We start from the raw sequence: 23136 nt of genomic DNA, 5'->3' as shown, positions 1-23136 counted from the left end.
CCGGCCGTCATCCGGTGCGCAACAGCCATATGCGAAGTTTGGCTTTGACATAGCGGGCTGCAACGATTATGGGGACCGGCTTATAAAATTCCGAATAGAACGCCGGTTTCAACGGCATTTGCCGAATCTTAGGTTCGGCCATTCTCACGAACACGAGGTTAACAGTGGCGAAAGCGGAACTTGGAACCAAGCGTACCGATCCGGAAACCGGCAAGAGATTCTACGATCTGAACCGGGATCCGATCGTTTCTCCCTACACGAACAAGTCCTACCCCCTCTCTTACTTCGAGGAAACCTCGGCTGCCGCAGCCGCTGAGGCCGCTCAGGACGAGGAGGAGGTCACGGAAGTCGATACCGAAAGCACGGAAGTCGAACTGGTCTCGCTTGAGGATGCCGAGGAAGGCGCCACCGGCGACGACATTCCCGATATCGGCGACGATGACGTCGAAATCGAAGGCGATGACGACGACGACACGTTCCTCGAGGCTGACGAAGACGACGATGATGACGACATGAGCGACATCATCGGCGTGACCGGCGACGAAGACGAAGTCTGATCCGATAAGTATCGGCCCGGACGAGAAAATTTCGTCGGGCCGATTTTTTTGGGCTTGCTATCTCCGAAAACCGGAAGTAATAAGCCGCCACTCCGCGAGGCAAACAGCATCGCGAAGCATCCCAGGACCGGGTCAAAAACCGGACCACCTTATTGGGGCTATAGCTCAGCTGGGAGAGCGCTTGCATGGCATGCAAGAGGTCAGCGGTTCGATCCCGCTTAGCTCCACCAATCCCCCGCATCGTCAATTTTATCTTTATATATCAGCGCTTTACAGCGGATACTTATTTTCATTCTGACCAACCATTCTGACCAATGGTGCGGCCAATATCTCTTCGCGCCCAGCGATAGGCTGCAAATCACATTGCTGCGAGCCGTTGGAGAATAAAACCGGTTGCAGAAAACTGTAGGCTCTAACTATGGTAGGCCCTCGATTGAGGGGGCATGATGGCGCAGTCACTTACACTTTATTTGGACTTGGAGGAGGGCGAGAAGCCGGACCTCGCAACTGTTGCTCGCGCAGCGCTGGCTTTCGACGCAGTCGTCAAAGAGGTGGCGTTTATCATCGACCCCTCTCTGTCGATTCGTTTGGAGCTGAAGAGCGGGACTGAGGGCAGCCTGAAGCTCAACTCGCTTCTGAAAGCCGCTAAAGACCGTGTCGACAGAAGCACCCTGCTTACCATCGCTTTCATTGTATTGGGCTGGTTTGCGAATGATGTCCGGTCACTCGTAACGCAGGGGGCGATTGAATCTCTTATCAACAGTGAGCAGAATCATCAGCTTTCCGATGAAGAGGTGCAGCGAATAGCCGAGCAGGTGGCAAGGGCCCTAAACGGCAAGGTGGCGAAGAACGAGGTTGGGAAGGTTTACGAGGAACTCCAGCGGGACCAGCGGATAACGGGTGTCGGAGTAACCACCAATCCTGACAAGAAACCTCGGGTTATCGTCCCTCGTGCCGAATTTGACATCCGGAGTGAAGCTGCAACCGAGACAGATGAGGCTTCCAAAAAGCGCACTCGCACGACGACAGAGACGGTTACTCTGATCAGCCCTGTGCTTGTGCCGGGGGGCCGTAAGTGGAGGTTCTCTGCTGGGGGAATTGAGTTCGGGGCCTCCGTCAAGGATGAGGACTTTCAACGTAGCCTGCTTTCAGGTCAGCAGCCGGTCGCCATGGTCGCTGGTATCACCATGTCGGTAACCCTACAGACTAAGGAGGAGAACACCGATGGCGTGTGGGTTGTTAAGGAGCGCAATATCCTGAAGGTCCACGGCACCAAGGCTGTGCCTGTGCAGGGGTCATTGGCGCTACCGCCTTCGGAAGATTAAGAACGCCACGCCCGTAAGGAGCGTAATCCCGGTAGCCCACGCCGCGCCTCTTCCGAGGAACATAGCGGCACCATCGAGCAGCAACCACACCACGCCCGCGACAGCGATCAGCTCAACGATCTTGCCCAGCGTCATTGGGTTGGCGTCCATATCTGCTCTCGTGACAACAGCGAGTTTGATCGAGATATATAGCGGGTACTCTCTGCAGGGAAGTTAAGAATGGCCGGTCAACGCGGAGGACAAAATTGGACCCCTACGATAACGACGACGACACCCCTTGCTTCACCCTCACAAGGCCGACTCATGTTCCATTGGTCGATGCTTGAACACGCTTCGCGACGACTTCCCCGAGGCAGAAGATGAACACCGCAACGATACTGAGCGCTGACGTACAGCGAGAAGATCGTGCATGCCCTACGGAAAACAAACCACCTCAGAATAGTGGAGTTAAGGACATGTCGTCACAAATTGAATGGCCCGAAGGTTTAGGCTTCATGCTACTTGAATTGGAGCGAACGAAGCTGACAAATATTATCGAGACCCCAATGAACGACGGGTCTATCAAAAAGAGGCCCAGACGCCCATCCAAGGATGCATGGAGAGGGGAAGCCCGATTCACACCATTGGAAGAGGACTTGATGCGCTCGATGGTTGGAAAGCGGGCTGTGGCAGACATCCCCGGCGAGAAGGACCGGAGGCGGTTGACGTTGATGGGGGACGATCCATTTTACCCTGGCTATGCCCCCCAGCAAAGGCAGGTCACATGGAGCAATGTTGGTCCAACATTCTCGATTATTCGGTACTTCATCCGCGATGAGGGGCCATTGAGCGAGGGTGCCCTGAAGTCGAAAACAACATAATCAGGGTAAGAGAAACGCACGCCCCAGAATTAGGACGCGCTCTGACCCGACACACGTTTAGCCAGTCGAGCCAGCGTGGACCGTGAGCAGCCTGTAGCGGCCACGATGGTGTTCCAGCTCAGGCCGCTCTCAAGCATCTTGACGATACCTGCATTGCGCTCCTCGTCCTCAGGGCGACCCTTATAGGCCCCATCGGCTTTCGCCTTAGCGATGCCTTGGGCCTGCCGCCGTCTGCGATCCTCGTAGTCTTTGCGGGCAATAGCTGCGAGCATATCGAGCATCATCCCGTTGATGGCATCAAGCATGCGGCTCTGGATATCATCCTTGCTGGCAGTGGCCATCATCCAAGAGGTCGGCAGATCGAGTGCAACCACCTTGACCCTGCGGCTCTGTATCTCTGTCTTAAGCCTCTCCCAGTCCTCAGCGTTCAAACGGCTAAGGCGGTCTACCTGCTCCACGAGGAGGACATCGCCGGGGTGGCAGTCGTTCAGGAGGCGGAACAGCTCAGGGCGCTTCAGGGAAGCCCCGCTTTCGTTTTCCACGTAGCTCGCAGCGATCTTCAGACCGCGCTCCTCAGCGAACCTGAACAGGTCGTCTTTGGCGCGGTTTGCATCTTGGTCTTTGGTGCTGGCACGAAGGTAAGCGCGGACATGCATTGAAACCACCTCAGTTCGTTTTGGGTGGTTCGCTTATCGATGGTTCGATTTATATTGTCAAGAGACATTTAACGAACCACTTTTATGCTGGTTCATCCGATGTACACCACAATCGAACCAAGCCTCAGGCTGCCACGATAGCGGTGACCCGAGCCACCAACGCCTTACCGGATGGAGAGAGGCTGAGCATCACCTGACGGTTATCAAACGGGTCTTTTCGCTGAACGATCAGACCGAGCCCCGGTTTCCCGTGCCGGTTCATTTCGCCAAGGGCCATTACGTTTCGAGAGATACCGGCTTGGCTAAGGTCCAATAGCTTCAGCAGGTCACGTTGGCTGATGCCTGGTTTCATCGCGATAAGGAGGAAGACGGAAATCGTCTGCATCGGAATGTCGGGGAAGAGTTCGCGGAGCTGCTCGATGAACTGCACCGTGCGGAACAGTGCGGGCTTGCGGTCATTGGCAGTGCTGACAGCGTTCGTCATCTCTGGTTTCCTGATGGAGAGGGGAGTGAGGCTTAGCTCAGCGGCTTGGTCGGAAAGCGGTTGAGCCGTAATAGGCCTCGTCATCATCATAGCCACGACCTGTCTTGTCGTTCACGCCAGCCCAGATCAGAAAGCCCGCGATAGAAAGGCAAACCAACCACGTCAGCACCACGTCTCTCTTCATGCTCGAAGCATCCCTATTCCCTATGCGAGGAATCGTATCCAGCGTCAGACTCGGTTGCAAGGCCGATACTGATTCAACTGGACTGCCGCCCCTCAACGTCAGCGTCAGGCAAGCCATAGGGAGCGAGAGCGGGGCGGTCTCTCACTGCTACCGTGGTGGCTCAAGCCTATGAACGCGTGTGACGGAGGGGCAGCGGGGGAACTGGGCGGTGCTTTATATATGATTTGGGGTCTCAGAATTTTGCACCCAACATTTTGACCCTCCCACAAGGCTGCCTCTGGATAGCCGATGACGCGACAACAAGGAGCCGTAAGGTTTGACTGTCGGGACGGAAGGCAGGCTTGGGGAGGGAATACCGTTTCCGGCGATGGCGTATCGACCAAGGAGAGGCGCTGCGACAATGTTGGGATGAAGAAGCCCACCAACCTATAACGCCCGTCCTTGGTTCATACGTCAGAAGCGAGAGCGGCCCCAAGGGTTTTCCCGGCGTTATGGAGCAGTTGCCACAACTTGCTATATAATTCCGCTCAATAACGCGCTAGCTGGCCCCGCCGTTCGTTTTGGTCAGCGGTTTCGCAGCAGTGCTTCTTTGACACGTGCACTTCAACCTCGCAGGATACGAACGCCAGCCTCACGGGCAGCATTCAAGAAAGCATTCCGGGCGGTCTGGGCACCTACGGACAACTCGACTGCCTTCATCGATCTCATGAGTGCGATTTGGAATTTCTTCCCTGAGCCAACTGGCCACCTATTGTTCACAAGCATTGCGGTTAGGTCCTGAACTGTCTCAGCATGGAGACCTACGCCATCGATCTCGACGTCTATCGGTTTGATAAAAAGCGGTAACATTTCGCCCTTCCTTACCCAAGCCAAACGTCGATGTGGCCCACGGCACTCAATCGTTAGCCACATCTGGCTGCCAAATACCGCTCCGGACTCCGTCAAGAGCGGTTTATCCGAACATTGAGGACAACCCGGCACTTTGCGGGGCCGGTATCACGCCGTTCGTCTGAAACCAATGTCGTCCCCGATAACCGTTGTTGGCCCGATCGGCAGCGGCTCTGGGTTAGCGATATTAAGTTTTACGAACCCAATCTTGTCTTTCCAAACCTTCCTCAAAAAGTCTTCGAAAGCTTGAATAGTCAACTGCTCGCCTGGGCAGCGGCGATACCCAAAACCGAATGGTGCAAAACCTGCATAGTCGCAGACGGGCAGCTCTTTGCCATCCGCAACCCCAAAAACCGTTCCGAAACCGCTGTTGTGGAGTGATGCCTTGCGACCGTCCTTAACGTCGAACGACGTCAGGTCGAATGGACACTTGGTGAAGCCGATCTGCTTCGCCTTGGCCTCGTCAATATCCGAACTTGTCGGAGCATTTGCATATCGCGACGGATCGAATTTATCCGGGTTTGCCCAATGCAGCGGGTCCATACTCGTTGAGGTATGCGGGCTGATGATGTAGCCGTGACGATCGAACTGCGGTGATACAGTTTCTCCGAGTGCCGAAATACTGCCGCCATTCGGCGAAATCACACGAAACAGCTCCATGACGAACGCTTCAAGAGGGGTGAAGGGTGCACCGCTGGCGTTGTCAGGGTCGCCCTCCATGGTTTGCTTGAAGGAAGCCTTGATCGATTCGTCTCCAACCCCGTCGGCAAGCCTCAACATGATATTGTAGATGGTATTGCCCCATTGACTGAATGCTACGAAGTTGTGGAAGCATTCGAAGACCACATCCTTGTGATTAAAATAGGGACTGTCCTCGCCGTTCTTGATCCAATACCAAGCAAACGCCTTGTCAGGGTCTTCCGTCTTTCCGGACGCGATACCGTCGAGATTGTCATCGATCCATGACTTCAGAAAGTCGAGGTGGGATCGGACGGTCATGTAGTTTTCGTACACGATGCGTTGCGTGGGATCACGATAGGCTAAGACAGTGTTGAAACTCTCGCCAATTTGGCGAACACGCTCCGGTATCTCGTCATGCGACACGCCTAGATGCAGGTCCCAATAAAGGTCCCAAAATGAGTTTAGATATTTTCGCATCAGTGGCTGTCCGGCGTTGGCATCGGTCAACAGCGTGTCAAAAAAAGCGGTGACCTTATCGCCGTATTTTTCCCGGTATAGATCGGGTGTAACGGCCGACATATAGATGCGCTTGCGGCGATTGTCAGGGCCCCGCTTCTCCAGCCCCTGAAGGAATACCGTCACTCCATCTTCGGGGGCCGGTCGCCACGTTGGGCTAAGAAGACCCCACAGGTCATTGGGCAGAGCATTCTCCTTGGTGAGTGCGAGATCAATCATGGGAAGAAACGAGCGCTCCCCCTCAAAAACGCTCACCAAAAAATGTGGGATGATCACGTTCTCGATATAGGCTGGCTCAAAATCTTTCATGAATTGCGCGCGCAAGCGAGCAGCAGTCGCCGCCAAGTCGCCGGGAGCTGGTGGATCATTGAGAGGTGGGGTGTAATGCGCAAGGACTGGCGGTGCAGATAGTGCAGCCACCGATGTAGCACTGCCGGTAATAAACGTTCTACGCTTCATCGCTATTCTCCTCCGGGAGGCGATCACCATGCGGTAGGTGCTTTAGAATCGTCTGGTCACGACGACAATTGTTCGCTGTAGTGGCGTCTTTAGGAGTGCCTTGTTTCGGGGCCGCATGGCCAACACGCGGGTTGGCGAGATCGCATCAAGCTTCTGAAAAATACTCGCGCATATGTTGTATAGTATTTCTGCAATCCGGGCAAGGACGGAAAACCTTCCGGTGGGCCGGAAATAATCGCCCTATAGTTTGCCGGACGTCCACGCGTCCCTCGAGGCCCGGAATAGCGAGGTGTACCTATGGTTGATGCGGAGGATTTTCCGGAATTATGCAATGCGGCGATCCGTTTTGTGGAGCTTCGATCAGAACCAGATCGAAATGACTCCGACAAAGAGCAAGTCCGCGACGGTGGTGGCATTTGCTACATAATTCCGGGTTTTCCTTAGGGGCCGCCGTTGTCTAATTTCGACGTTCGCGCCGAGGCAGGCCGTCAGCGAGACCTCGGAGGGTCACTTGTTTGTCCAAGCCCGCGTGCGTCTTGGCTTGCTGGTCAATTGCCAAGGCTCCACCTTGCGGTTCACCATGGCGGCAGACTTGCCACCAGTCGCGGGGCGCTTGGCAGGGGTGGATGCTTCCTTGGTCGTGGGCTGCTCGCTCCTTGCGGGGATGGTGAGTGAGGAAGCCGAGCGAGAGCTGGTCGTGGCATCTACTGCCTGTCGGAACATTGGGGCGCTGGTAGAGCCTGCTGCGCTTCCTCCCGTGGCCGTGGCCGTGGCGGTGGCCTTAGGCTGGGCTGCTAAGGCTGGCTTGGCGGCTGCCGTGTCAGGTCGTGGGGCCGGGACAGGAACGGCCTTCTTGGTCCGCTCCATCTCTTCCTTGGTCTTGGTGTGATAGCTCTTGCCGTTGAATTTGAAAGTGGTCTTACCGGCTACCCTGGCAGCCTTGAATGCATCGCCGAATGCGGACATTTCTACAGTTCCGTTTAATGGATATTGTTAGGGAGGCGGGATGATTCTGCCGCCACGGCTTTAGCCACGGTTCACCGACCGAGCTTGATTGAAGTCAGCCTCGGTCAGAAGGGCATGAGGCCCTAACGGCTCGTCTTGGTCGAAGATGGCGAGATCGGTATACGGGATGCCTGCTTCGGTAAGGGCAGAGCGATAATCGCCGTCCTCGTCAGCAGTGAGACCAAGAGACTGCCCGAAGTCCCGAGCGGGGATATAGGCTGTTCCGTCAATCTCTACGAAGCGGATGGTCAGGGTCTTAATGTGCGGATAGTTCATCGTTTTTCTCATGGGTGACGGTGGTGGTTGGGAAGAACCCGGGGATGGTGTTCAGGGGAATCTGCTAACGGCCTCGGGCGCGGTCACGCTCAGCAACCTTGAAGTCGTTGTAGGAATCGAGACCGACCCCTGCGATCTTGAGGCCGGTATTGAAGAAGGACGGGGTTGCTGAACGTTGGACCGAGTTGATGCGGTCTTCAGCGTTGGACCTGATGCCCTTCATTTCGTTGTTGAGCTGGTTCATGGTCCAGTCGGTGTTCTGATCGACGCGATCATTAGCAGCCGCAGCTCGACCGTCGAACTCGGCAAGCAAGGCATCGACCGACAGGCCTGAGACACCAGCCTCACCAGCACCCACCGTAGCGGTCGCCTTGGCCTCGCGTGCCTCGCGCATCGTATCGATCTTCTCAGCCGCGCCCTTCTCCTGCTCCTGCAGCATTCTCTGCTGGGTCTGGAACTGTTGGTCGCGGGCGTTCTGGTTCGCCCTGGCTGCGTTCTCGCGGTACAATTGGTTCTGATCGTTGGCAGCCGACTTCTCAGCCTGATAGCCAGCGACCTCTTTCGCGGCCCCAACCGCGAATGAAGTAAGGGCCATTGAAAGTGGATCACACATCTGCTGCCTCCTTCGTGATGAGAGACGACGCCTGAGCATTGATTGAAGACAGGACAGGCCAAGCCTCATTGACGCTATGCAGCGCCAGCCAAAGCAGCTTATCGAGACCTCTCTCTGAGATGACCAAGACCGCAGGCGCTCCACGGAGAACGTTAGGCAGCCTGCCCAGCATCTTCTCGCTGTCGGCAATCGCCCTTGCGTATTTCGCGGCTCCGTATCGCGGGTTGTAGACACCGACCGCTTTGCAGACATCGGCAGCGACAAACCAAGGCTGACCGTCGATCAGGGCAAAGCGTATCGGGGTGGATTGATAGGACAAGGTATGGATGTCGTTCAACGGCAATGGTGTGCCGTGGCCGCTATTCGCGTACTGTTCGTTGTGCATGTAGGTTCTCATGGGTTTGTGGTGATGAGCGGTGTTCATCGGGGGTGGCTGAATAGACCGGTCCTCTCGTCAGCAGGACAAGCGACAAGAGGACCGGGGGCACCACACCCACGAGAACGAAAGACGACCCCTCAAATCTGAGGAGACACGCCAGCGCACTCTCGGAGGTCGAGCGTCTATGATGAGACTGTGCAGGGGGATGTTAGGCGTGAGCTGAAGGCGTCCCTTATAGGTTACCTTATGGGTTTCCTTGGGGGATTGGGTCTTGGTGGATGACGGTTCTAATCACCTCCATCCATCATAAAGATCATCTGGAGGGGAACTCTTTTTCATCAATCCATCCTCTCCTCCCCTTTATATACTCTTGGTCTTTCCACTCTCAGTGGTCTTTCTCTCTGGGAACATGATCAACAGTCATGCAATTTCTTCATGCTTGATCGCATTGTTATGCATTTTATTCATACGTGATCGATAGTCATGCATTGTTGCTATACCTCGGTCGATAGATATGCAGGTCGTCTTTCCGCCTGGTGCGGTCTGTCATTCTAAAGTGGGGGGTAATTAAGGGTTGTGCTGATGTAGGACAACTCAACCATCCGCGCCTCTGTTATCCTTAAGTGGGTGGTAATTGACCACCTCTGTTTGATTCGTAGGAGGTCACTGGTGCGCTCCAAGGTTTTAGGCTGCGCTGTACTGGGAGGGGCCGGAAGCTCGCTATGGAGTCTCTCCGAGGGCGGTGTGTGCCGGTGCTTTCAGCCATGCGCTGAAGCTTCCTTGGATGTCCCTGCATGCCAGCACCTTGAAAGGTATACCGCTCCACGGTTAGGATGCTGAAGCGGTGGGCCCGAAAGCCTCCCGCGCTTCGCTTAGAGGGTTAGATAAAGGGTCACGGTAATGCACACCGTGGCCTTTTTCTTTGCGGCTCTCCGGCCCGCTTCTCCGCTTCGTCAGCGGCAAGACGGAGACCCTGCTCCTCATTGACAAAAAATGCGGTTCGATGCTGCCGACGAGGCTCCTCCTCCATTGCGTTGAAGCGGGCAATGTAGGCCTCCTTAAACGCCGCTGCCCGGGGGCCGGTGAAGCCCATCGCGAGGAACACCCAACCGTCTCTCGTCATATCGAAGGAGCGCCGTTCCTCACCCTTTCCATCGAGATATTTGACCGACGTAAAATTGCGTTCGTTAAACTCGGTACTGCAATCAAGGCCGTCGATGGCCCTCAGCACGTCCGCGTGGCGTTTCTTGAAGTAGTCAGCCACGGCCCTGCTGTTGGTGATTGCGCGGCCCATCTTGGTTTCGACGAGGGGGAGGATTTCGTTGTTCATTGGAGTGCCCTTCTATGCGCCCTCTGCGGGTGCGCGTTGGACACTGCAAAGTGAGCCCCGTGGAGCGATCTACGGGGCAGAACTTCATGCCGGTGATCTCTTCCGCCTCCGAGTGAACCTCCGTGTCCTCACGGTCTGCCTCAACTTCGACCGCAAGGCATCAATCACCGTGCCCTCGCGCCCCTCACAACTTTGACCGACAAATGATATCAGGCTTTGACGAAGGGCTTCAGCGACATCCATATGAAGTGTCTCAGCGTGGAAATTTCGGAAAGCCTCGGCAACACTGCGGCCCACCATCGCCGCCCTCTTGCTGGTCGAGAAACGGCAGACGGCCCGTGCCTGTTGTTCGTTCAGATAGTAGGCATCGCCATCCCTGTGGAGGTAGCCACAATCGAGGAGGTACGCTCGCCATGCCACTATATGGCGCGTGCGGATGTCGATAGGACGGCGCATCCCGAGGGCCGCTGCAACGTCGATGTCGAGGATGTGTGGTTCACCCGCGATGAAATGAAGGTGGAGTGGTTGTCATGTTCAATAGCCATGAAGGAGAACGATAGGCAGCCCCGCAGACGGCTCCACGGGGCAGCGCTGCATCCGATGATCAGGAGATTACAGATTCAACCGTAGCGGTCGCAGACTTCGGCTGAGGGACATAGAGCGCAAGATAGAGCCGACCGAACAGGAACCAGAACTCGTGGTTGCCATCCCCCTGACTGAGGCGGTCATAGAAGCGAGGGAAGTTGCGCTCGCTTGTTGTCTCACAATAGACCTCGAACCACCGCGTCTGCTTAAAAAATCGTATTGTCATGATGTTTAACATTACCCCAAGTTGATGTTCGTCCCGGCCAGAACAACACCCTTAGACTCCGGCTCAAGATTCTCGTCAAGATCGATATATTCATTCAATTTCAATAACTTATCCACTGGTGGGTAGGTTCGTCCCGCAGTGGCGTCCAAAGCCTCGGGATGGCAAGGGCATTCGGAGCGGCGACAAACTACCCACCGGCGAATGGATCAGTCAGAAAATTATTGTGACATACCCGCTTCAGCGGGCCGCTGAGGTTCAAACAAACTGAATCGACAGCCTCAGCGGGTGTTGAGACAATCCACATTCTCGGAAGAGGAGGACATCACCATGCCGAGCCCTGAAGAGCGTGATCCACACAAAGCACAGGACCAAGAAGCCGAGCGCAAGCGCCTCGCTGAACAGAAGTCAGCGGATGAGAAGGGCGCGGTGAAGGAGCCTGAGAGCGCCAGCCACACGCAAGAAGCGGGCAAGATCATCGGCAACGGGTAGCCTGCGGATGTTACAGTTACCACCGATTGCTGTCACGCTCTCGGTCTTCGACTGCGTATCGCATAGCATGCTCTCGGCTACAGCCCAACTTCTGCACGTGATAGTCAATGAGTGACTGTCGCTGAGCTTCGCCCATGATCGCGAAGACCGCACGGAATCGCCGTTCGCTCTCTGACATACCAGACAGCCTCAGCGCGGGCAGCCGCACCCATTGAAGCAGCGGCGCGAACAGACAGAAAGCGAAGAACCCGATCCCCGCGCCAACCACCGCAGCCATCACGTATTGCATTGCGTCCCTCCAGCAGCCGTGGAGAGTATCTGCGAGGTCCATTTCTGCGGCAAGATGCAACCTCGAAGAGGCTTACTGCCGCCTTAATGACCTTGTCGAAGAAGTGGCTAACCACGCTTCGGCAGCGCCACGGCCCCCACGCAATCCTTCATCTGCTTAACGGACGCTCCCTGCGTGTAGACACCGAACGTGATGTCCTTCTTCTTATCAGACACATGACCGACCACGTCCTTCACGGTTTCAAGAGGCTGGTCTGCATGTCTGGCCTGAGAGACGAACCACCGCCGCGCAGAGTGGAAGTTGACGAGGCTCCTCCGCTTCCCGGGCCGCTTGTCTTCGACACCGAGCTTCTCGCGGTAGTTAGTGAAACGCTTGCCGAATGTGTCGCCGGGGTCTCGTTCACTGGCCAGTTCGTGGAATAGCCAGTCCTTCGGCTGCTTGTCCTTCACCCTGCGCTCGATGATCTCCTTAAGATCAGGATGAATGGGAACCTTGCGGGCCGCTGATCGGGTCTTGCCCTGCTGGATGTCGAAGATATCGTCGTGGACCTCCTCAACCCACAAGGTGATGACTTCTGCGAGCCTCATCCCCGACAGGCATGAAATGCGGAGAGCATCGGCTATCTGCTGCTTAAATGCATCCTTCATACCCTTCGGGTACGGCGCATAGAGCAGCTTCTGCAGCTCGGCCTCAGTGAAGGGCCGTTCATCCTCCTTGTCCCCTCGCTCGACCCGTCGACGCCCGTTTGCCACCTCCTGGCCAAGCCAAGGGTTATCCTCGACAGCCCCCGATACGTGGCCGCGCTTAATCAGATATTCCCAGTAGCCGCGAAGAGCGGTCATGTGCTTCTTCGCCGTGCTTCGGTCCATTGGCTCGATAACCTCGGTGACATAGCGACCAGCAGCCTTACGGGTGATGTCAGGAAGCCGATACTTCTCACCCATGCACCAGCGAGCAAAACGGTTGATGAGGCCCCGGCGCTCGTTGGTCGTCTTCGCGGCAAGCTTGATGGCTGAGAGGTAGGCGTCAAGGTAGTGATCCACGGGGTGGTCACCTGCAATGGCCCTCGCGAAGCGCTCTCTGGCTTTGCCTCGCAGGCTCTCGGCCTCAGCCTCTGCAGCCCACACCGCGTCCTCTAACCCTTCCCCGCCCTCGGAAAGTGCCTCAGCAATAGCCGCTCTTGAAAGCTCCCCTCGCAGTTCCGCCAACGCCTCACCACTGTTGATGACCTCTCCCGACTTCACCCGAGCAAAGAGCGCCCTGACATCCGGCTCAAGCTTGTCCCGCCTCGTCATGGCAGCCTTGATGTCCCCCGTCTCCAAGCTTTGGAGGTACATCGTCGTGCCATTGAAGTAGCTCCGACATGCCTCAGGGATGGCCATTCGAAACCACCACGTTTGCCCTCTGAGATCGAGGAGGCGCTTGGACCCTTTATTGCTTTTTCCCGCCATTCTGACCAACCATTCTGACCAATGAAGACGGGTAATTATCCTTATATTACAGATGTTTCAATAGGATAGTCGCTGAAATCTTCGATCCCGCTTAGCTCCACCAAACCTTCCCCGGAATATATGCGTCGACAAGCCTTGCGGTGAGTTGCGTTTGCACGCAGGCCTTAAGCGTCGTCGTGGATTGGGCTGCATTGGCAACGCATCGGCGGGGCTGATTGCTGAGCTGTAAAAGCGCACCGTGAAGCTTCTTACCATCGGCCAGTTCGCTGGCGACTCCGGCGCGATGGCCAGCTCCCCGTCAGTTGAATTTATCCGCCACCTGGATGCCGGCCGGGCCGAGAATGACCGCGATGAGAACCGGCAGGAAGAACAGGATCATCGGGACGGTGAGCTTCGGCGGCAAGGCGGCAGCCTTCTTCTCCGCTTCGTTCATGCGCTCGTCGCGGCCCTCCTGGGCAAGAACACGCAACGCCTGCGAAATCGGGGTCCCATAGCGGTCGGCCTGGATCAGGGCCTGCGTCACCGATTGTACCAGCGGGATCTGGGTGCGCACGCCGAGGTTGTCGAGCGCAACCCGCCGGTCCGGCAGGAAGGACAGTTCCGCCGTCGTCAGAACCATCTCTTCGGCAAGCGCCGGTGACGCCTCGCCGAGTTCCTCCGACACGCGGCGCATGGCCGCTTCGATCGAAATGCCGGACTCCACGCAGATCAGCATCAGGTCGAGCGCGTCCGGCCATGCCCGCTTGATCGAATGCTGTCGCTTCGCCATGCGGTTGGAAATGAAGATGTTCGGCGCATAGAAGCCGAGATAGGCAATGCCGAGTGTCGCCAGAAACCGAAGCGATGTCGGTCTGTCGGCCAAATGATCGAGTCCGAAAACCCAGAAAACGCCAAGCCCGAAGAACACGAAGGGCAGCAGGAAGCGGGCGACGAGGAACATGTTGAGCGAGTTTTCGGACCGGTAGCCGGCCGCGCGCAGCTTGTTCATGGTGTTCTCGTCGACCAGCGCTTCGCGCAAGTTGAATTTCTCGACGATTTGCCGGACCGAGCGGTTGTTCTGGTTGCGCAACGAGGCCTTGCTCGCTCCGGCGTCGGCGTTCATCCGGGCGCGTTCGCGGGCTCTGATCTGCTCGCGTTCGGTCGACACGGCTTTCATGCGCTTGCTGAGGTCGCCGCGCTCAAATAGCGGAACAGCGATCGTGTACAGGCTGGCGAACACGGCAATCGCGACCAGCACGGCGATCAGCATGGCGGGATCTGTCAGGCTGGATGCAAGATCGGATGACATCGCGCACCTCCGTTAAATGTCGAAATTGACCATGTTGCGCATGACGAAGATGCCGATCGACATCCAGACCGCCGAGATTCCCATGATGAGGTGACCGCGCGGATCGGTGAAAAGGATCATCATGTATTCCGGCGAGGTCAGGTAGACGAGCGTGGCAACGATGAAGGGCAGGGCGCCGATGATCACAGCCGATGCCTTCGCTTCCATCGACAATGCCTGGACCTTCGCCTTCATTCGCTTGCGGTCACGCAGGACCTTGGAGAGGTTGCCTATCGCCTCCGAGAGGTTGCCGCCGGCCTGGGATTGGATGGCGATGACGATCGCAAAGAAGCTCACTTCCTGCAGCGGCATGTGGTTCGTCATGCGCGCGCAAGCATCCGGCACGCTGAGGCCGACCTGCTGTGACTCGACCACTCTTCGGAACTCGCTCTTCACCGGCTCCTTGCCTTCGTTGGCGATCAGCCGGATCGCATCGTTCAGGGGCAGGCCGGATTTGATCGAGCGTACGATGACGTCGAGCGCGTTCGGGAACTCCGTAAGGAACTTGTTCTGGCGGCGCTTGATCAGGAAGCCGAGCACCCAGCGCGGCAGCCCGAGGCCGGCGACGATCGGTGCGCCGAGGACGACCATCAGCGGCGCCCCGGCGAGAAACGCAACGAACATCAGAACGAAGCCGAAGATGGCGCTGAACATGTAGAACCGGGCTGGTGTAATCGCGAGCCCGGCCTGCGTCAGTCGCGATTTCAGCGAAAGCTTTCTTTTGGTGTTTTCCTGGTGGCGCTTCTCGAGATCCTTCAGGTTGTCCTGTACCGACTTGCGGCGCTTCGACATTTCCTGGACACGGTCGCGAGCGGCCTTGATCGTTGTCTTGTCCGCCTCCGCCGACACAACCCGGCTGACGCGGCTTGCCGACTTCTTCTCGGTCTCGATCCTGGAAAAAAGCAGGCCATAGCAGACGGCACCCGCCGCTACGGCGGTGAGTGCGATGATCGCCAGCACTATCGGATCGATCCCGAACATCTCAGAGTTCCTTGGACTTTGCTTCCATTTCGTCCAGCGCAGCCGCGAGGCGCTTGTCCTCGTTGAAGTAGCGGGCGCGATCCCAGAAATGCGGTTTGCCGATACCCGTGGACTTGTGGCGGCCGATCAGGCGTCCGGCGGCATCTTCCCCCTCGATTTCGTAGCGCATCAGATCCTGGGTGATGATCACATCGCCTTCCATGCCGACGACCTCGGTGATCTGGGTGATGCGTCGCGAGCCGTCGCGAAGGCGCGCCGCCTGGACGATCACGTCGACCGAGCCGGCGATGATCTCGCGCACGGTTTTGGCCGGCAGCGTGAAGCCGCCCATCGCGATCATCGATTCGATACGGCTGAGGCATTCGCGCGGCGAGTTCGAGTGGATCGTGCCCATCGAGCCATCGTGGCCGGTATTCATCGCTTGCAAAAGGTCGAAAACCTCGGGTCCGCGTACTTCGCCGACGATGATGCGTTCGGGACGCATACGCAGGCAGTTCTTGACGAGATCGCGCATGGTGATCTCGCCTTCGCCTTCGATGTTCGGCGGCCGCGTTTCAAGGCGGACGACATGCGGCTGCTGCAGTTGCAGCTCAGCGGTGTCCTCACAAGTGATGACGCGCTCGTCCCTGTCGATATAGTTGGTCAGGCAGTTGAGCAGCGTTGTCTTTCCGGAGCCTGTACCGCCGGAGATGACTACGTTGCAGCGGACACGCCCGATGATTTGCAGCAGCGTCGCGCCCTCGGGCGTGATCGCGCCGAAGCGCACGAGCTGATCGAGCGTCAGCTTGTCCTTCTTGAACTTACGGATGGTGAGCGCCGGGCCGTCGATCGAGAGCGGCGGTGCGATGACGTTGACGCGCGAGCCGTCCGGCAGGCGTGCGTCGCAGATCGGGCTGGATTCATCGACACGACGGCCGACCTGGCTGACGATACGCTGGCAGATCGATAGCAGTTGCGAATTGTCGCGGAAGCGAATTTCGGATTCGATGGTTTTGCCGCCGACTTCGATGAAGGTCTGGCCAGCGCCGTTGACCATGATATCGGCAATGTCGTCACGGGCAAGCAGCGGTTCCAGCGGGCCGTAGCCCAGGACGTCGTTACAGATGTCTTCGAGCAGTTCCTCCTGCTCGGAGATCGACATCGCGAAATTCTTGATCGTGATGATGTCGTTGACGATGTCACGAATTTCTTCGCGCGCGCTTTCGCCGTCGAGTTTGGCGAGTTGGGAAAGATCGATCGTATCGATCAGCGCCGAAAATACCTGCGCCTTTGTTTCGTAGTACTCGTCTGTTCGGGCCGGGCGCTTGCGTTGCGGCGTCTGCATCGGCGGCGGGGCGACCTGCGTGCGTGCCGGGGTGCGCTGCGGCTCGACAAGCACCGCCGGTGCCGATGTGGAAGGCTGCGAGGCAGGCGGAGGCGGCGCAATGGTGCCGCTCGTCTTGCCAGAGCCTTCGTTTCCGCGTTTTCCGAACATGCCTTATTCCAATCCACTCTTGACGGACGTCATTTGCGCTTCAGCAGGCCGAGCAACCCGCTCTTCCTTGCTTTCTTGACGGCGATCCGGCCGGTGACGATGTGCGAAATCTGCGAGAAGGTCTCGGCCGTCGGTGATTTCGGATCCATCTCCGAAATCATGCGGCCGCTATTGGATGCGGTGCCGAAAAGATTGATATCGAAGGGAATGATGGCAATCGGCTCGATTTCCAGCGGCTCGCAGAAGTCAGTTGGGCTGATTTCCGGCCGCTTGGGCATGCCGACCTGATTGAGGATCAGGTGCGGTGACTTGTCGTTGGGCCGCATCTTGCGAAGCGCATCCATCAGATTCTTGGCGTTGCGTAGATTGGCAAGATCGGGTGAGGCGCAAATGACGACCTCGTCGACGCTTCCAAGGACGGAGCGCGTCCACTCCGACCAGGCGTGCGGGACGTCGAGGACCGTGACCGGTGCGTTTCGCTGCAACACGTCGAGGACGGGCTGAAACGCCTGACCATCGAAATCGTACGCTCGGTCGAGAATCGAGGGGGCAGCAAGTAGCGACAGATGCTCGGAGCATTTGGTCAGCAGCCGGTCGAGAAACACTTCGTCCAGGCGCTCGGGTGCATAGACCGCTTCCGCGATGCCCTGCGTCGGGTCCTGGTCGAAGTCGATGTTGGCCGTTCCGTAGGGGAGATCCAGATCGGCAAGAATCGTTTCAGTCGAAAACAGGTTGGATATGCCAAAAGCGCAATTGTGCGCGATTGTCGAGGCGCCCACGCCGCCCTTGGCGCCGATAAAGGCAACACTGCGACCGAGCGGCTCGGCGTCGGGGTCCACGAAGATGGTGGCCATGGCCGCCATGATGTCGGGCATGGCGACGGGCTGCACCATGTATTCGGAAATGCCGTTGCGGATGAGCTCGCGATAAAGCGCGATGTCGTTGTACAGCCCGACGACGACAACCTTTGTCGAGGGATCGCAAACGGCGGCGAGGGGCGCCAACTCCGTGAGGAGATTGGCGGCACTCGCCTTGGTCTCGAGAATGATCAGGTTGGGAGTAGGCGCGCTCGCGAACATGTTTGCCGCCGCTGCTATGCCGCCACTGGTGATCCGCAGGCTGACCTTCGACATGCGCCGATCGTTGCTGCAGCGTTCCATGACCCGCTGCAGTTCTTCGCTTTCGCAGAACACATGCACCGAGATTCGCGGCAGGGGGCGCATGCCTTCCAACTCGGCCATGCGCACGGCCTCTTCGGCATTGCGAAGCTCGGCGGTGTTCCTGAACTCGTATTCGACGGTGCTCATCGTTCGGTCCTCATCCGATCAGAATCCACTGGAACTGCTGCTGACGTCGTCGATCGTCGTCGTCGTCTCGCGGTATTCCTTGATCGCCGCATTGCGTCGGGCCGCATCTATCGGCGTCATTCCGCGCGGCGCGATCAGATCTTCCGGATTTGCGATCTGTGCGGCGAGATTGTTCTGCGTCGCGCAGCCGAAGTTGTAGTAGTTCTGGTTGTTGAAATTGTTGATCATGTCCTTCGGCCATTGGCCGCACTGCGAGGTCATCGCCGTGGTCCCTACGAAGGTTAGCCGGATAGGCGCCGCGTCGCCTGCGGTCCCTGCGGCGTACGAGCTGTTGACAATCTTTGCGCTGGCAATGCCACGAGCCGAGAGTTCGGCGCGCACCTGACTGCGCAATTTGCGCGCCGCCGCGGAATTCGGCGATCCCTCGGGCGTAAGAAGGTAGACAGGTCCGGTCGCACGGGACGCATAATTTTGCGCGAAGCCGCGGATCATGTCACGCTGGGCGGTGTTGAGGCGCCGGTCTGTCGAGGCGACCGGAACATCTACCGACTGCTCGGCTTCTGTGACCACGATCGGGTGCCGCTGGCGATAGTCGTCCGGAATGCCCCCTGTCGTAAGGTCGTCACGCGACGCGCAGCCCGAAAGCACGGCGGCTGAGACGGCCAACACGGCCAGCAGCGACCTCGAAGTGCGGACGTATTGAGCAGTTGTCTGCTTGTGGGCCATCGGCTGATCTCTGTGTTGTGTCATTGTTGATCCGGCTGCGCTCATTTGTAGATGAACCCTATGGAGCCGTGGAATTGCGTGTCCGCGATGGGGACTTCGCGACCGCCGTAGACCTTGTTGACGCGATTGAGCAGGAATGCCGGACCGTCATTTTCCGGGCTGAAGTTGTCGTCGGGGCGGTTCAACTGATTGCGGGCGACGGGGCGAACCAGATAGGGCGTTGCGATGATCACCAGTTCCGTCTCGTCGCGCTGCACCGTCCTCTGCCGGAACAATGTTCCGAGCAGCGGAATCTTGTTGACACCCGGGGTGCCGTTCGACGTTTGCGCGACATCGTCCCGGATCAGTCCGGCCAGGGCGATCGAGCCGCCCGAGGGAAGTTCAACCGACGTCTCGGCAGAGCGGCGCTGGTAGGTGGGCTGCGAGCCGGAGACCGACGGTGCAGGTTCCGATACGTTGGTCTTGATCTGCAGGCTTATGCGACCGGACGAAAGAACCACGGGCTTGAAGGCAAGATTGATCCCGTAGTTATACGGGACAATCGTGACGTTGCCGTCATTGTCCGTGGTGGAGTAGAGCACCTGTCCGCCGGAATTGAACGTGGCAGCCTGGCCCGAGATCGCCGTCAGGGTAGGCTCCGCCAGGGTCTTGACGACCTTCGCCTGCTCCAGCGCGCTCAGATAAGTGGAAATGTCGTACTTGCCGATCGAACTCTTGAACAGCGCAGCCAAGCCGCCGCCGATGGTCGCTGCCGCACTGCTTGCGCTTGGGGCGCCCAATTGCGCAACGGTCATGCCCCCGGCGTTCGAGACCAGGTTGTCGAAGCCGAGCTGCTTCAGAACCTCGCGGCGAACCTCGGCGATCGTGACCTTGAGCGTGACCTGATCTTCGCCCTGAATTTGCAGCAGGTTGACGACCTGGGACTGCTGGCGGTTTTCGGCAAAAAGTGCGACGTCGCCGCCGCTGGAGCTTGCCGTCTCCGTGCGGGTGGTCGCTTCGCCGCCGGTAAGGAACACCTGAGCAAGATCTGCAGCCTGTGCGGCGTCTTGCGGCGTCCGGACGCTGCCGGTCAGCACGATGTTGTCGGAGACGATCTCGACGCTGATGTTGGAATCGGGGATGAAGCGCCGCAGGTTGCTTTGGAGACCCGAGACATCGCGCTCGATGCCGATGTCGAGGCTAACGATCTGCTGGCCGTCGGCCCCGAAAATGAAGATGTTCGTCTGACCCACCGACTTGCCGAAAAGATAGATGCGGCGCGACGTTCGGGTGACGGCATCGGCCATGGATGGGTCGGAAACAAGGATATCGTGTGCATCGACCGGAAGATCGACGACGATTGCCTTTTTCAGCCCCAGCTTGAGGCTGCGGTGGGCGCCCGGGCCGGTCTGGGTGATGCTGACCATACCATCGGAGGACGCATGCGCGGCCGGGGTGCCAAGCGCCAGAAAGCCGGGCGCCATCCCGGTAATGCCGATCGCAAAGGACAAGCAGCCTGCCATCAAGGGCCCCGTGCGGCGCTTCAAAATGCCCATTCCCATTTCCTTTACTCGGCCTTTGGTGCGTTGCTGTCGGTGACGATTGCGCCGGACTTGATGACCTGAACGATCGCGCTGCCATTGTCGCCGCTGAGAAGGTAGTCCGGAGCGCTCGTGTCCTGCTCCTGCGCATCGGCCACGGAACGCAGTGCCAGCGAAAGCCGGTCGGCCATTTGCTGCGCAACGGCCAATGCCTTGGTCTGGTCGGGCGTTAACTCCAGTGTCGCGGTCGTGCCCACAACGGCCTTGGAGCCGTCATCCTTTTCCTGGATCTGCTGATCGATTGCGAGCACGCGGACATTGCTGAGCACCGTCTCGGTCAGGTATTTCTTGGTTTCATCGGCCTTGCGGACCATGATCACGTCGACGCGGTCATTCGGCAGGATGAAGCCGCCGGCGCCGGTGGCGACCGAGATTTCGGTGGCGACGGCCCGCTTCCCGGATGGAAGCAGCGACGACAGGATGCGGCTGCTGGAATCGGCGACCTTCTCGGCTCGGATCGGCTCGCCTTCAAAGATGGGAAGGCGAACGACGGCTCCCAGCATGTCCTTGAGCGCGTCGGGCTTGTCCGTTTCGGTGATGAAGCCTTGAGTTACGCCGCCCTGCGGCCATGGCATCCAGCGGAGCGCCTTGTCGTCCAACCGCGCGCCGACCGGCAGGTTCGCGTTGGAAACCAGCACGTTGAGCGTGGGCTCCTTCTGAACGACCGACTTTACTTGCGTGACGACGGAGCCGCGGCCGGCAAGGGTCATGGCCAGCACGCCGGCAAGACCAGCCGCTATGACAGCCACTCCAAGTATCAAAAGGCGGGCGGGTCTCATCGATTGTTCCTCGGGGATTCGAGATATTCGCCCCGGAGAATGGCCCGCAATTGGTATAATTATAGTTAATGAAAGCCTTCGTTTTTAGGTTAACGAAGGTTTAAGTCTGTTTTACTTGAAGCCTGCCAGCGCAGCAACGAAGAGAGGCGACGACGGGAAAGCCAGAAAGCCACCAGCGGCGATAGCAATACCATACGGTATTTTCTTCTCGACGAGCAGCGAGTTCGGAACCTGGAGGCCCATCGCGGCGATCAATCCGCTCTGGCTGCGAAGCGCGAGGATCATCACCGTCAGAAGGCCGCCCGTGATGCCGACATAGGCGACAAATTCGACAACGGGCAGGCCGAAACCGAACCACACTGCGGCAGCGGTGAGAAGCTTTGCATCGCCCCCGCCCATGACATTGAAGGAAAACAGCGCAAAACACGCTGAAAGAACCAGAAGGCCGGCCAGCAAATGCATTCCGAATGTCTGCCAGTCCATGCCCGTCAGCGGAGCGAGCAGCAGGAAAGACGCGAGCAAGGCCACAGAAATACGGTTCGGGATGGTCATGGTAGTCGCATCCATCACGGCCGCGAACGCCAGACACATTGGAAAGACGGTAATGATTGCACTGGCGATCATGTCGGCACGCTCCTATCCACGACAAAAAAATGAAAGCCGCCCTGAGTGGTCAGGACGGCTTCGTGATTTAGAGAGACGTTTTGATCAGCAAGTACCGACGCCACCGGTCGTGCAGGCATCCGTCATCTTGGTGGAAACGCCCGAGAAGACGGCATTCAGCGTGCTGCCGAGGGTGGTGGCGCCGGTGATAAGCGCTACGGAAATGAGCGCTGCGATCAGGCCGTATTCAATTGCGGTCGCGCCGGATTCGTCCTTGAGAAAACGGCTTACAAGCTTGGTCATGGTAACTCCTAACTCCAGTTGATGTTCAGCACGTCCGCCAACTGTTTGCCGTTGATCGGATTGCCACAATTTACCGAGGGGCTCTTTCCATCAAATTAAAGAGTTGGGTTACCGCTTCGTAAATATTAGACGACACTTGCTTATCGTAAGTAACGCGCTGTGAAATTGAATAAAATCCTAGATATCGGCCTGCGTGAGATCGAGTAGATCGGGGAAACGATATTTGACGATATACCATTGATGTTGCAAAATCGCACCTGCCGCGCCAAATCAGAAAGCGGAAGTTAAAGCTTCGTTCACCAATTTTTTCCATGCTGTCCGCCAGTATTCGCTTTGAACCCTGAAAGAGAGCCAAAATGTCGTCGCGCGGCAAAAGGATTTTCCTCGCCAGCATTGTTGCCACAATCGGCTTTTCCGGATTGGCTTTTGCGCAGCAGGACATGCTGCGGGTATACATGGACCAAGCCCGCGTCCTGAAGCTCGACCGGCCGGTCAGTAAGGTCATTGTCGGCAACGCCAAGGTAGCAGACGCGACGGTTGCCGATTCCAAGACGATTGTGCTTACGGGACGCAGTTTCGGTACGACGAATCTTGTATTGCTCGACGCCGATGGCAACGCCATCCTGGATGAAAGCATCCTGGTGTCGATCGATGAGGGCAATACCGTCCGCGTCTTCCGCCAGACAGTGCGCTCCGTCCTTTCCTGCACGCCAAATTGCGAGCAGCACACCCAGCAGACGCCCGAGAATACGGCTGCTGCCAATTGATGCCGCGATCTCGGTTCGCTCTGCGTGAGGCGGTAC

At 57.7% G+C, this 23136-nt stretch carries 26 protein-coding genes and 1 tRNA gene; 6 read left to right on the top strand and 21 right to left on the bottom strand.

Translation table 11 applies throughout. From position 1 onward, the window contains the following. Window positions 1–164: 164 nt before the first annotated feature. From ASC90_RS02225 to ASC90_RS02210, 4 genes are all read left to right on the top strand, one after another. Window positions 165–557 carry a TIGR02300 family protein gene (locus ASC90_RS02225; protein ID WP_056534887.1) on the top strand — a complete coding sequence of 131 codons (393 nt, stop codon included), beginning with the start codon at window positions 165–167 and terminating at the stop codon, window positions 555–557. Between the two features lie 154 nt (window positions 558–711). After that, a tRNA-Ala gene (locus ASC90_RS02220) sits at window positions 712–787 on the top strand. Window positions 788–1000: 213 nt separating this feature from the next. Continuing rightward, window positions 1001–1882, top strand: a complete 882-nt coding sequence (locus tag ASC90_RS02215; RefSeq protein ID WP_056534885.1) for a hypothetical protein — start codon at window positions 1001–1003, stop codon at window positions 1880–1882. 455 nt (window positions 1883–2337) lie between these two features. Beyond that, complete coding sequence (locus ASC90_RS02210) at window positions 2338–2742, top strand: hypothetical protein (protein ID WP_056534882.1); 405 nt, start codon at window positions 2338–2340, stop codon at window positions 2740–2742. Between the two features lie 29 nt (window positions 2743–2771). Here the strand turns inward: ASC90_RS02210 and ASC90_RS02205 are convergent, their stop codons facing one another. From ASC90_RS02205 to ASC90_RS28610, 11 genes are all read right to left on the bottom strand, one after another. Beyond that, entirely contained in the window at window positions 2772–3398 is a 627-nt protein-coding gene (locus tag ASC90_RS02205) for a recombinase family protein (protein ID WP_056534880.1), read from the bottom strand. Between the two features lie 124 nt (window positions 3399–3522). Next, complete coding sequence (locus ASC90_RS02200; protein WP_056534878.1) at window positions 3523–3882, bottom strand: MarR family winged helix-turn-helix transcriptional regulator; 360 nt, start codon at window positions 3880–3882, stop codon at window positions 3523–3525. A 37-nt stretch (window positions 3883–3919) separates the two neighbouring features. Beyond that, the gene (locus ASC90_RS28615; RefSeq protein ID WP_156392816.1) at window positions 3920–4066 is read right to left on the bottom strand and encodes a hypothetical protein; all 147 of its coding nucleotides are present in this window, start codon (window positions 4064–4066) and stop codon (window positions 3920–3922) included. Window positions 4067–4669: 603 nt separating this feature from the next. Continuing rightward, window positions 4670–4915: a DUF982 domain-containing protein gene (locus tag ASC90_RS30200; RefSeq protein ID WP_056534876.1), complete on the bottom strand. Its 246-nt coding sequence runs from the start codon at window positions 4913–4915 to the stop codon at window positions 4670–4672. 147 nt (window positions 4916–5062) lie between these two features. After that, window positions 5063–6610 carry a hypothetical protein gene (locus ASC90_RS02190; protein WP_056534874.1) on the bottom strand — a complete coding sequence of 516 codons (1548 nt, stop codon included), beginning with the start codon at window positions 6608–6610 and terminating at the stop codon, window positions 5063–5065. Window positions 6611–7117: 507 nt separating this feature from the next. Continuing rightward, window positions 7118–7576, bottom strand: a complete 459-nt coding sequence (locus ASC90_RS02180) for a hypothetical protein (RefSeq protein ID WP_056534870.1) — start codon at window positions 7574–7576, stop codon at window positions 7118–7120. A 60-nt stretch (window positions 7577–7636) separates the two neighbouring features. After that, a complete protein-coding gene (locus ASC90_RS02175; protein ID WP_056534868.1) occupies window positions 7637–7891 on the bottom strand; it encodes a hypothetical protein in 255 nt (84 codons plus the stop codon). Between the two features lie 64 nt (window positions 7892–7955). After that, complete coding sequence (locus tag ASC90_RS02170) at window positions 7956–8504, bottom strand: hypothetical protein (protein ID WP_156392815.1); 549 nt, start codon at window positions 8502–8504, stop codon at window positions 7956–7958. Then, window positions 8497–8889: a hypothetical protein gene (locus ASC90_RS02165; protein ID WP_056534864.1), complete on the bottom strand. Its 393-nt coding sequence runs from the start codon at window positions 8887–8889 to the stop codon at window positions 8497–8499. The genes ASC90_RS02170 and ASC90_RS02165 overlap by 8 nt, the downstream gene beginning before the upstream one ends. An 886-nt stretch (window positions 8890–9775) precedes the next feature. Further along, window positions 9776–10213, bottom strand: a complete 438-nt coding sequence (locus ASC90_RS02160; RefSeq protein WP_056534862.1) for a Rha family transcriptional regulator — start codon at window positions 10211–10213, stop codon at window positions 9776–9778. Between the two features lie 604 nt (window positions 10214–10817). Continuing rightward, window positions 10818–11024, bottom strand: coding sequence for a hypothetical protein (locus ASC90_RS28610; protein WP_156392814.1), 207 nt, complete (start codon window positions 11022–11024; stop codon window positions 10818–10820). Between the two features lie 327 nt (window positions 11025–11351). Between ASC90_RS28610 and ASC90_RS28605 the strand changes: the two genes are divergently transcribed. Further along, window positions 11352–11513, top strand: a complete 162-nt coding sequence (locus ASC90_RS28605) for a hypothetical protein (protein WP_156392813.1) — start codon at window positions 11352–11354, stop codon at window positions 11511–11513. 396 nt (window positions 11514–11909) lie between these two features. Here the strand turns inward: ASC90_RS28605 and ASC90_RS02145 are convergent, their stop codons facing one another. The 10 genes from ASC90_RS02145 to ASC90_RS02100 all read right to left on the bottom strand — a co-directional run bounded on the left by ASC90_RS02145 (window position 11910) and on the right by ASC90_RS02100 (window position 22333). Then, the gene (locus tag ASC90_RS02145) at window positions 11910–13253 is read right to left on the bottom strand and encodes a tyrosine-type recombinase/integrase (protein WP_056535223.1); all 1344 of its coding nucleotides are present in this window, start codon (window positions 13251–13253) and stop codon (window positions 11910–11912) included. Between the two features lie 298 nt (window positions 13254–13551). Beyond that, complete coding sequence (locus tag ASC90_RS02140; RefSeq protein WP_056534856.1) at window positions 13552–14541, bottom strand: type II secretion system F family protein; 990 nt, start codon at window positions 14539–14541, stop codon at window positions 13552–13554. 12 nt (window positions 14542–14553) lie between these two features. Next, entirely contained in the window at window positions 14554–15561 is a 1008-nt protein-coding gene (locus ASC90_RS02135) for a type II secretion system F family protein (RefSeq protein WP_056534854.1), read from the bottom strand. Window position 15562: 1 nt separating this feature from the next. Further along, entirely contained in the window at window positions 15563–17035 is a 1473-nt protein-coding gene (locus ASC90_RS02130) for a CpaF family protein (protein ID WP_056534852.1), read from the bottom strand. Window positions 17036–17064: 29 nt separating this feature from the next. Then, window positions 17065–18342, bottom strand: a complete 1278-nt coding sequence (locus tag ASC90_RS02125) for a CtpF protein (protein ID WP_056534850.1) — start codon at window positions 18340–18342, stop codon at window positions 17065–17067. 18 nt (window positions 18343–18360) lie between these two features. Beyond that, window positions 18361–19113 (bottom strand): CpaD family pilus assembly lipoprotein, encoded by a 753-nt coding sequence (locus ASC90_RS02120; RefSeq protein ID WP_056534848.1) that lies wholly within the window; start codon window positions 19111–19113, stop codon window positions 18361–18363. Further along, entirely contained in the window at window positions 19110–20603 is a 1494-nt protein-coding gene (locus tag ASC90_RS02115) for a type II and III secretion system protein family protein (protein ID WP_056534846.1), read from the bottom strand. Before ASC90_RS02115 ends, ASC90_RS02120 begins: the two co-directional genes overlap by 4 nt. Window positions 20604–20614: 11 nt before the next feature. Beyond that, window positions 20615–21427, bottom strand: a complete 813-nt coding sequence (cpaB, locus tag ASC90_RS02110) for a Flp pilus assembly protein CpaB (RefSeq protein ID WP_056534844.1) — start codon at window positions 21425–21427, stop codon at window positions 20615–20617. Between the two features lie 111 nt (window positions 21428–21538). Beyond that, window positions 21539–22051 carry a prepilin peptidase gene (locus ASC90_RS02105; RefSeq protein WP_056534842.1) on the bottom strand — a complete coding sequence of 171 codons (513 nt, stop codon included), beginning with the start codon at window positions 22049–22051 and terminating at the stop codon, window positions 21539–21541. Window positions 22052–22135: 84 nt separating this feature from the next. Continuing rightward, window positions 22136–22333 (bottom strand): Flp family type IVb pilin, encoded by a 198-nt coding sequence (locus ASC90_RS02100; protein WP_056534840.1) that lies wholly within the window; start codon window positions 22331–22333, stop codon window positions 22136–22138. 356 nt (window positions 22334–22689) lie between these two features. Here ASC90_RS02100 and ASC90_RS02095 point away from each other — a divergent pair, with 356 nt between their 5' ends. Beyond that, window positions 22690–23100 carry a pilus assembly protein N-terminal domain-containing protein gene (locus ASC90_RS02095; protein WP_056534837.1) on the top strand — a complete coding sequence of 137 codons (411 nt, stop codon included), beginning with the start codon at window positions 22690–22692 and terminating at the stop codon, window positions 23098–23100. Window positions 23101–23136 lie beyond the last annotated feature (36 nt).

Source organism: Rhizobium sp. Root1220, from assembly GCF_001426265.1.
In the GTDB taxonomy this organism is placed as follows: domain Bacteria; phylum Pseudomonadota; class Alphaproteobacteria; order Rhizobiales; family Rhizobiaceae; genus Rhizobium.
This window is presented reverse-complemented; position numbering and strand designations above follow the sequence as displayed.

Excerpts from the sequence above, each read along its gene's own strand:
- ASC90_RS02215 (WP_056534885.1), top strand. The coding sequence starts at position 1,001 with ATGATGGCGCAGTCACTTACACTTTATTTGGACTTGGAGGAGGGCGAG.
- ASC90_RS02210 (WP_056534882.1), top strand. The coding sequence starts at position 2,338 with ATGTCGTCACAAATTGAATGGCCCGAAGGTTTAGGCTTCATGCTACTT.
- ASC90_RS02205 (WP_056534880.1), bottom strand. The coding sequence starts at position 3,398 with ATGCATGTCCGCGCTTACCTTCGTGCCAGCACCAAAGACCAAGATGCA.
- ASC90_RS02200 (WP_056534878.1), bottom strand. The coding sequence starts at position 3,882 with ATGACGAACGCTGTCAGCACTGCCAATGACCGCAAGCCCGCACTGTTC.
- ASC90_RS28615 (WP_156392816.1), bottom strand. The coding sequence starts at position 4,066 with ATGAAGAGAGACGTGGTGCTGACGTGGTTGGTTTGCCTTTCTATCGCG.
- ASC90_RS30200 (WP_056534876.1), bottom strand. The coding sequence starts at position 4,915 with ATGTTACCGCTTTTTATCAAACCGATAGACGTCGAGATCGATGGCGTA.
- ASC90_RS02190 (WP_056534874.1), bottom strand. The coding sequence starts at position 6,610 with ATGAAGCGTAGAACGTTTATTACCGGCAGTGCTACATCGGTGGCTGCA.
- ASC90_RS02180 (WP_056534870.1), bottom strand. The coding sequence starts at position 7,576 with ATGTCCGCATTCGGCGATGCATTCAAGGCTGCCAGGGTAGCCGGTAAG.
- ASC90_RS02175 (WP_056534868.1), bottom strand. The coding sequence starts at position 7,891 with ATGAACTATCCGCACATTAAGACCCTGACCATCCGCTTCGTAGAGATT.
- ASC90_RS02170 (WP_156392815.1), bottom strand. The coding sequence starts at position 8,504 with ATGTGTGATCCACTTTCAATGGCCCTTACTTCATTCGCGGTTGGGGCC.
- ASC90_RS02165 (WP_056534864.1), bottom strand. The coding sequence starts at position 8,889 with ATGCACAACGAACAGTACGCGAATAGCGGCCACGGCACACCATTGCCG.
- ASC90_RS02160 (WP_056534862.1), bottom strand. The coding sequence starts at position 10,213 with ATGAACAACGAAATCCTCCCCCTCGTCGAAACCAAGATGGGCCGCGCA.
- ASC90_RS28610 (WP_156392814.1), bottom strand. The coding sequence starts at position 11,024 with ATGACAATACGATTTTTTAAGCAGACGCGGTGGTTCGAGGTCTATTGT.
- ASC90_RS28605 (WP_156392813.1), top strand. The coding sequence starts at position 11,352 with ATGCCGAGCCCTGAAGAGCGTGATCCACACAAAGCACAGGACCAAGAA.
- ASC90_RS02145 (WP_056535223.1), bottom strand. The coding sequence starts at position 13,253 with ATGGCGGGAAAAAGCAATAAAGGGTCCAAGCGCCTCCTCGATCTCAGA.
- ASC90_RS02140 (WP_056534856.1), bottom strand. The coding sequence starts at position 14,541 with ATGTCATCCGATCTTGCATCCAGCCTGACAGATCCCGCCATGCTGATC.
- ASC90_RS02135 (WP_056534854.1), bottom strand. The coding sequence starts at position 15,561 with ATGTTCGGGATCGATCCGATAGTGCTGGCGATCATCGCACTCACCGCC.
- ASC90_RS02130 (WP_056534852.1), bottom strand. The coding sequence starts at position 17,035 with ATGTTCGGAAAACGCGGAAACGAAGGCTCTGGCAAGACGAGCGGCACC.
- ASC90_RS02125 (WP_056534850.1), bottom strand. The coding sequence starts at position 18,342 with ATGAGCACCGTCGAATACGAGTTCAGGAACACCGCCGAGCTTCGCAAT.
- ASC90_RS02120 (WP_056534848.1), bottom strand. The coding sequence starts at position 19,113 with ATGAGCGCAGCCGGATCAACAATGACACAACACAGAGATCAGCCGATG.
- ASC90_RS02115 (WP_056534846.1), bottom strand. The coding sequence starts at position 20,603 with ATGGGCATTTTGAAGCGCCGCACGGGGCCCTTGATGGCAGGCTGCTTG.
- cpaB (WP_056534844.1), bottom strand. The coding sequence starts at position 21,427 with ATGAGACCCGCCCGCCTTTTGATACTTGGAGTGGCTGTCATAGCGGCT.
- ASC90_RS02105 (WP_056534842.1), bottom strand. The coding sequence starts at position 22,051 with ATGATCGCCAGTGCAATCATTACCGTCTTTCCAATGTGTCTGGCGTTC.
- ASC90_RS02100 (WP_056534840.1), bottom strand. The coding sequence starts at position 22,333 with ATGACCAAGCTTGTAAGCCGTTTTCTCAAGGACGAATCCGGCGCGACC.
- ASC90_RS02095 (WP_056534837.1), top strand. The coding sequence starts at position 22,690 with ATGTCGTCGCGCGGCAAAAGGATTTTCCTCGCCAGCATTGTTGCCACA.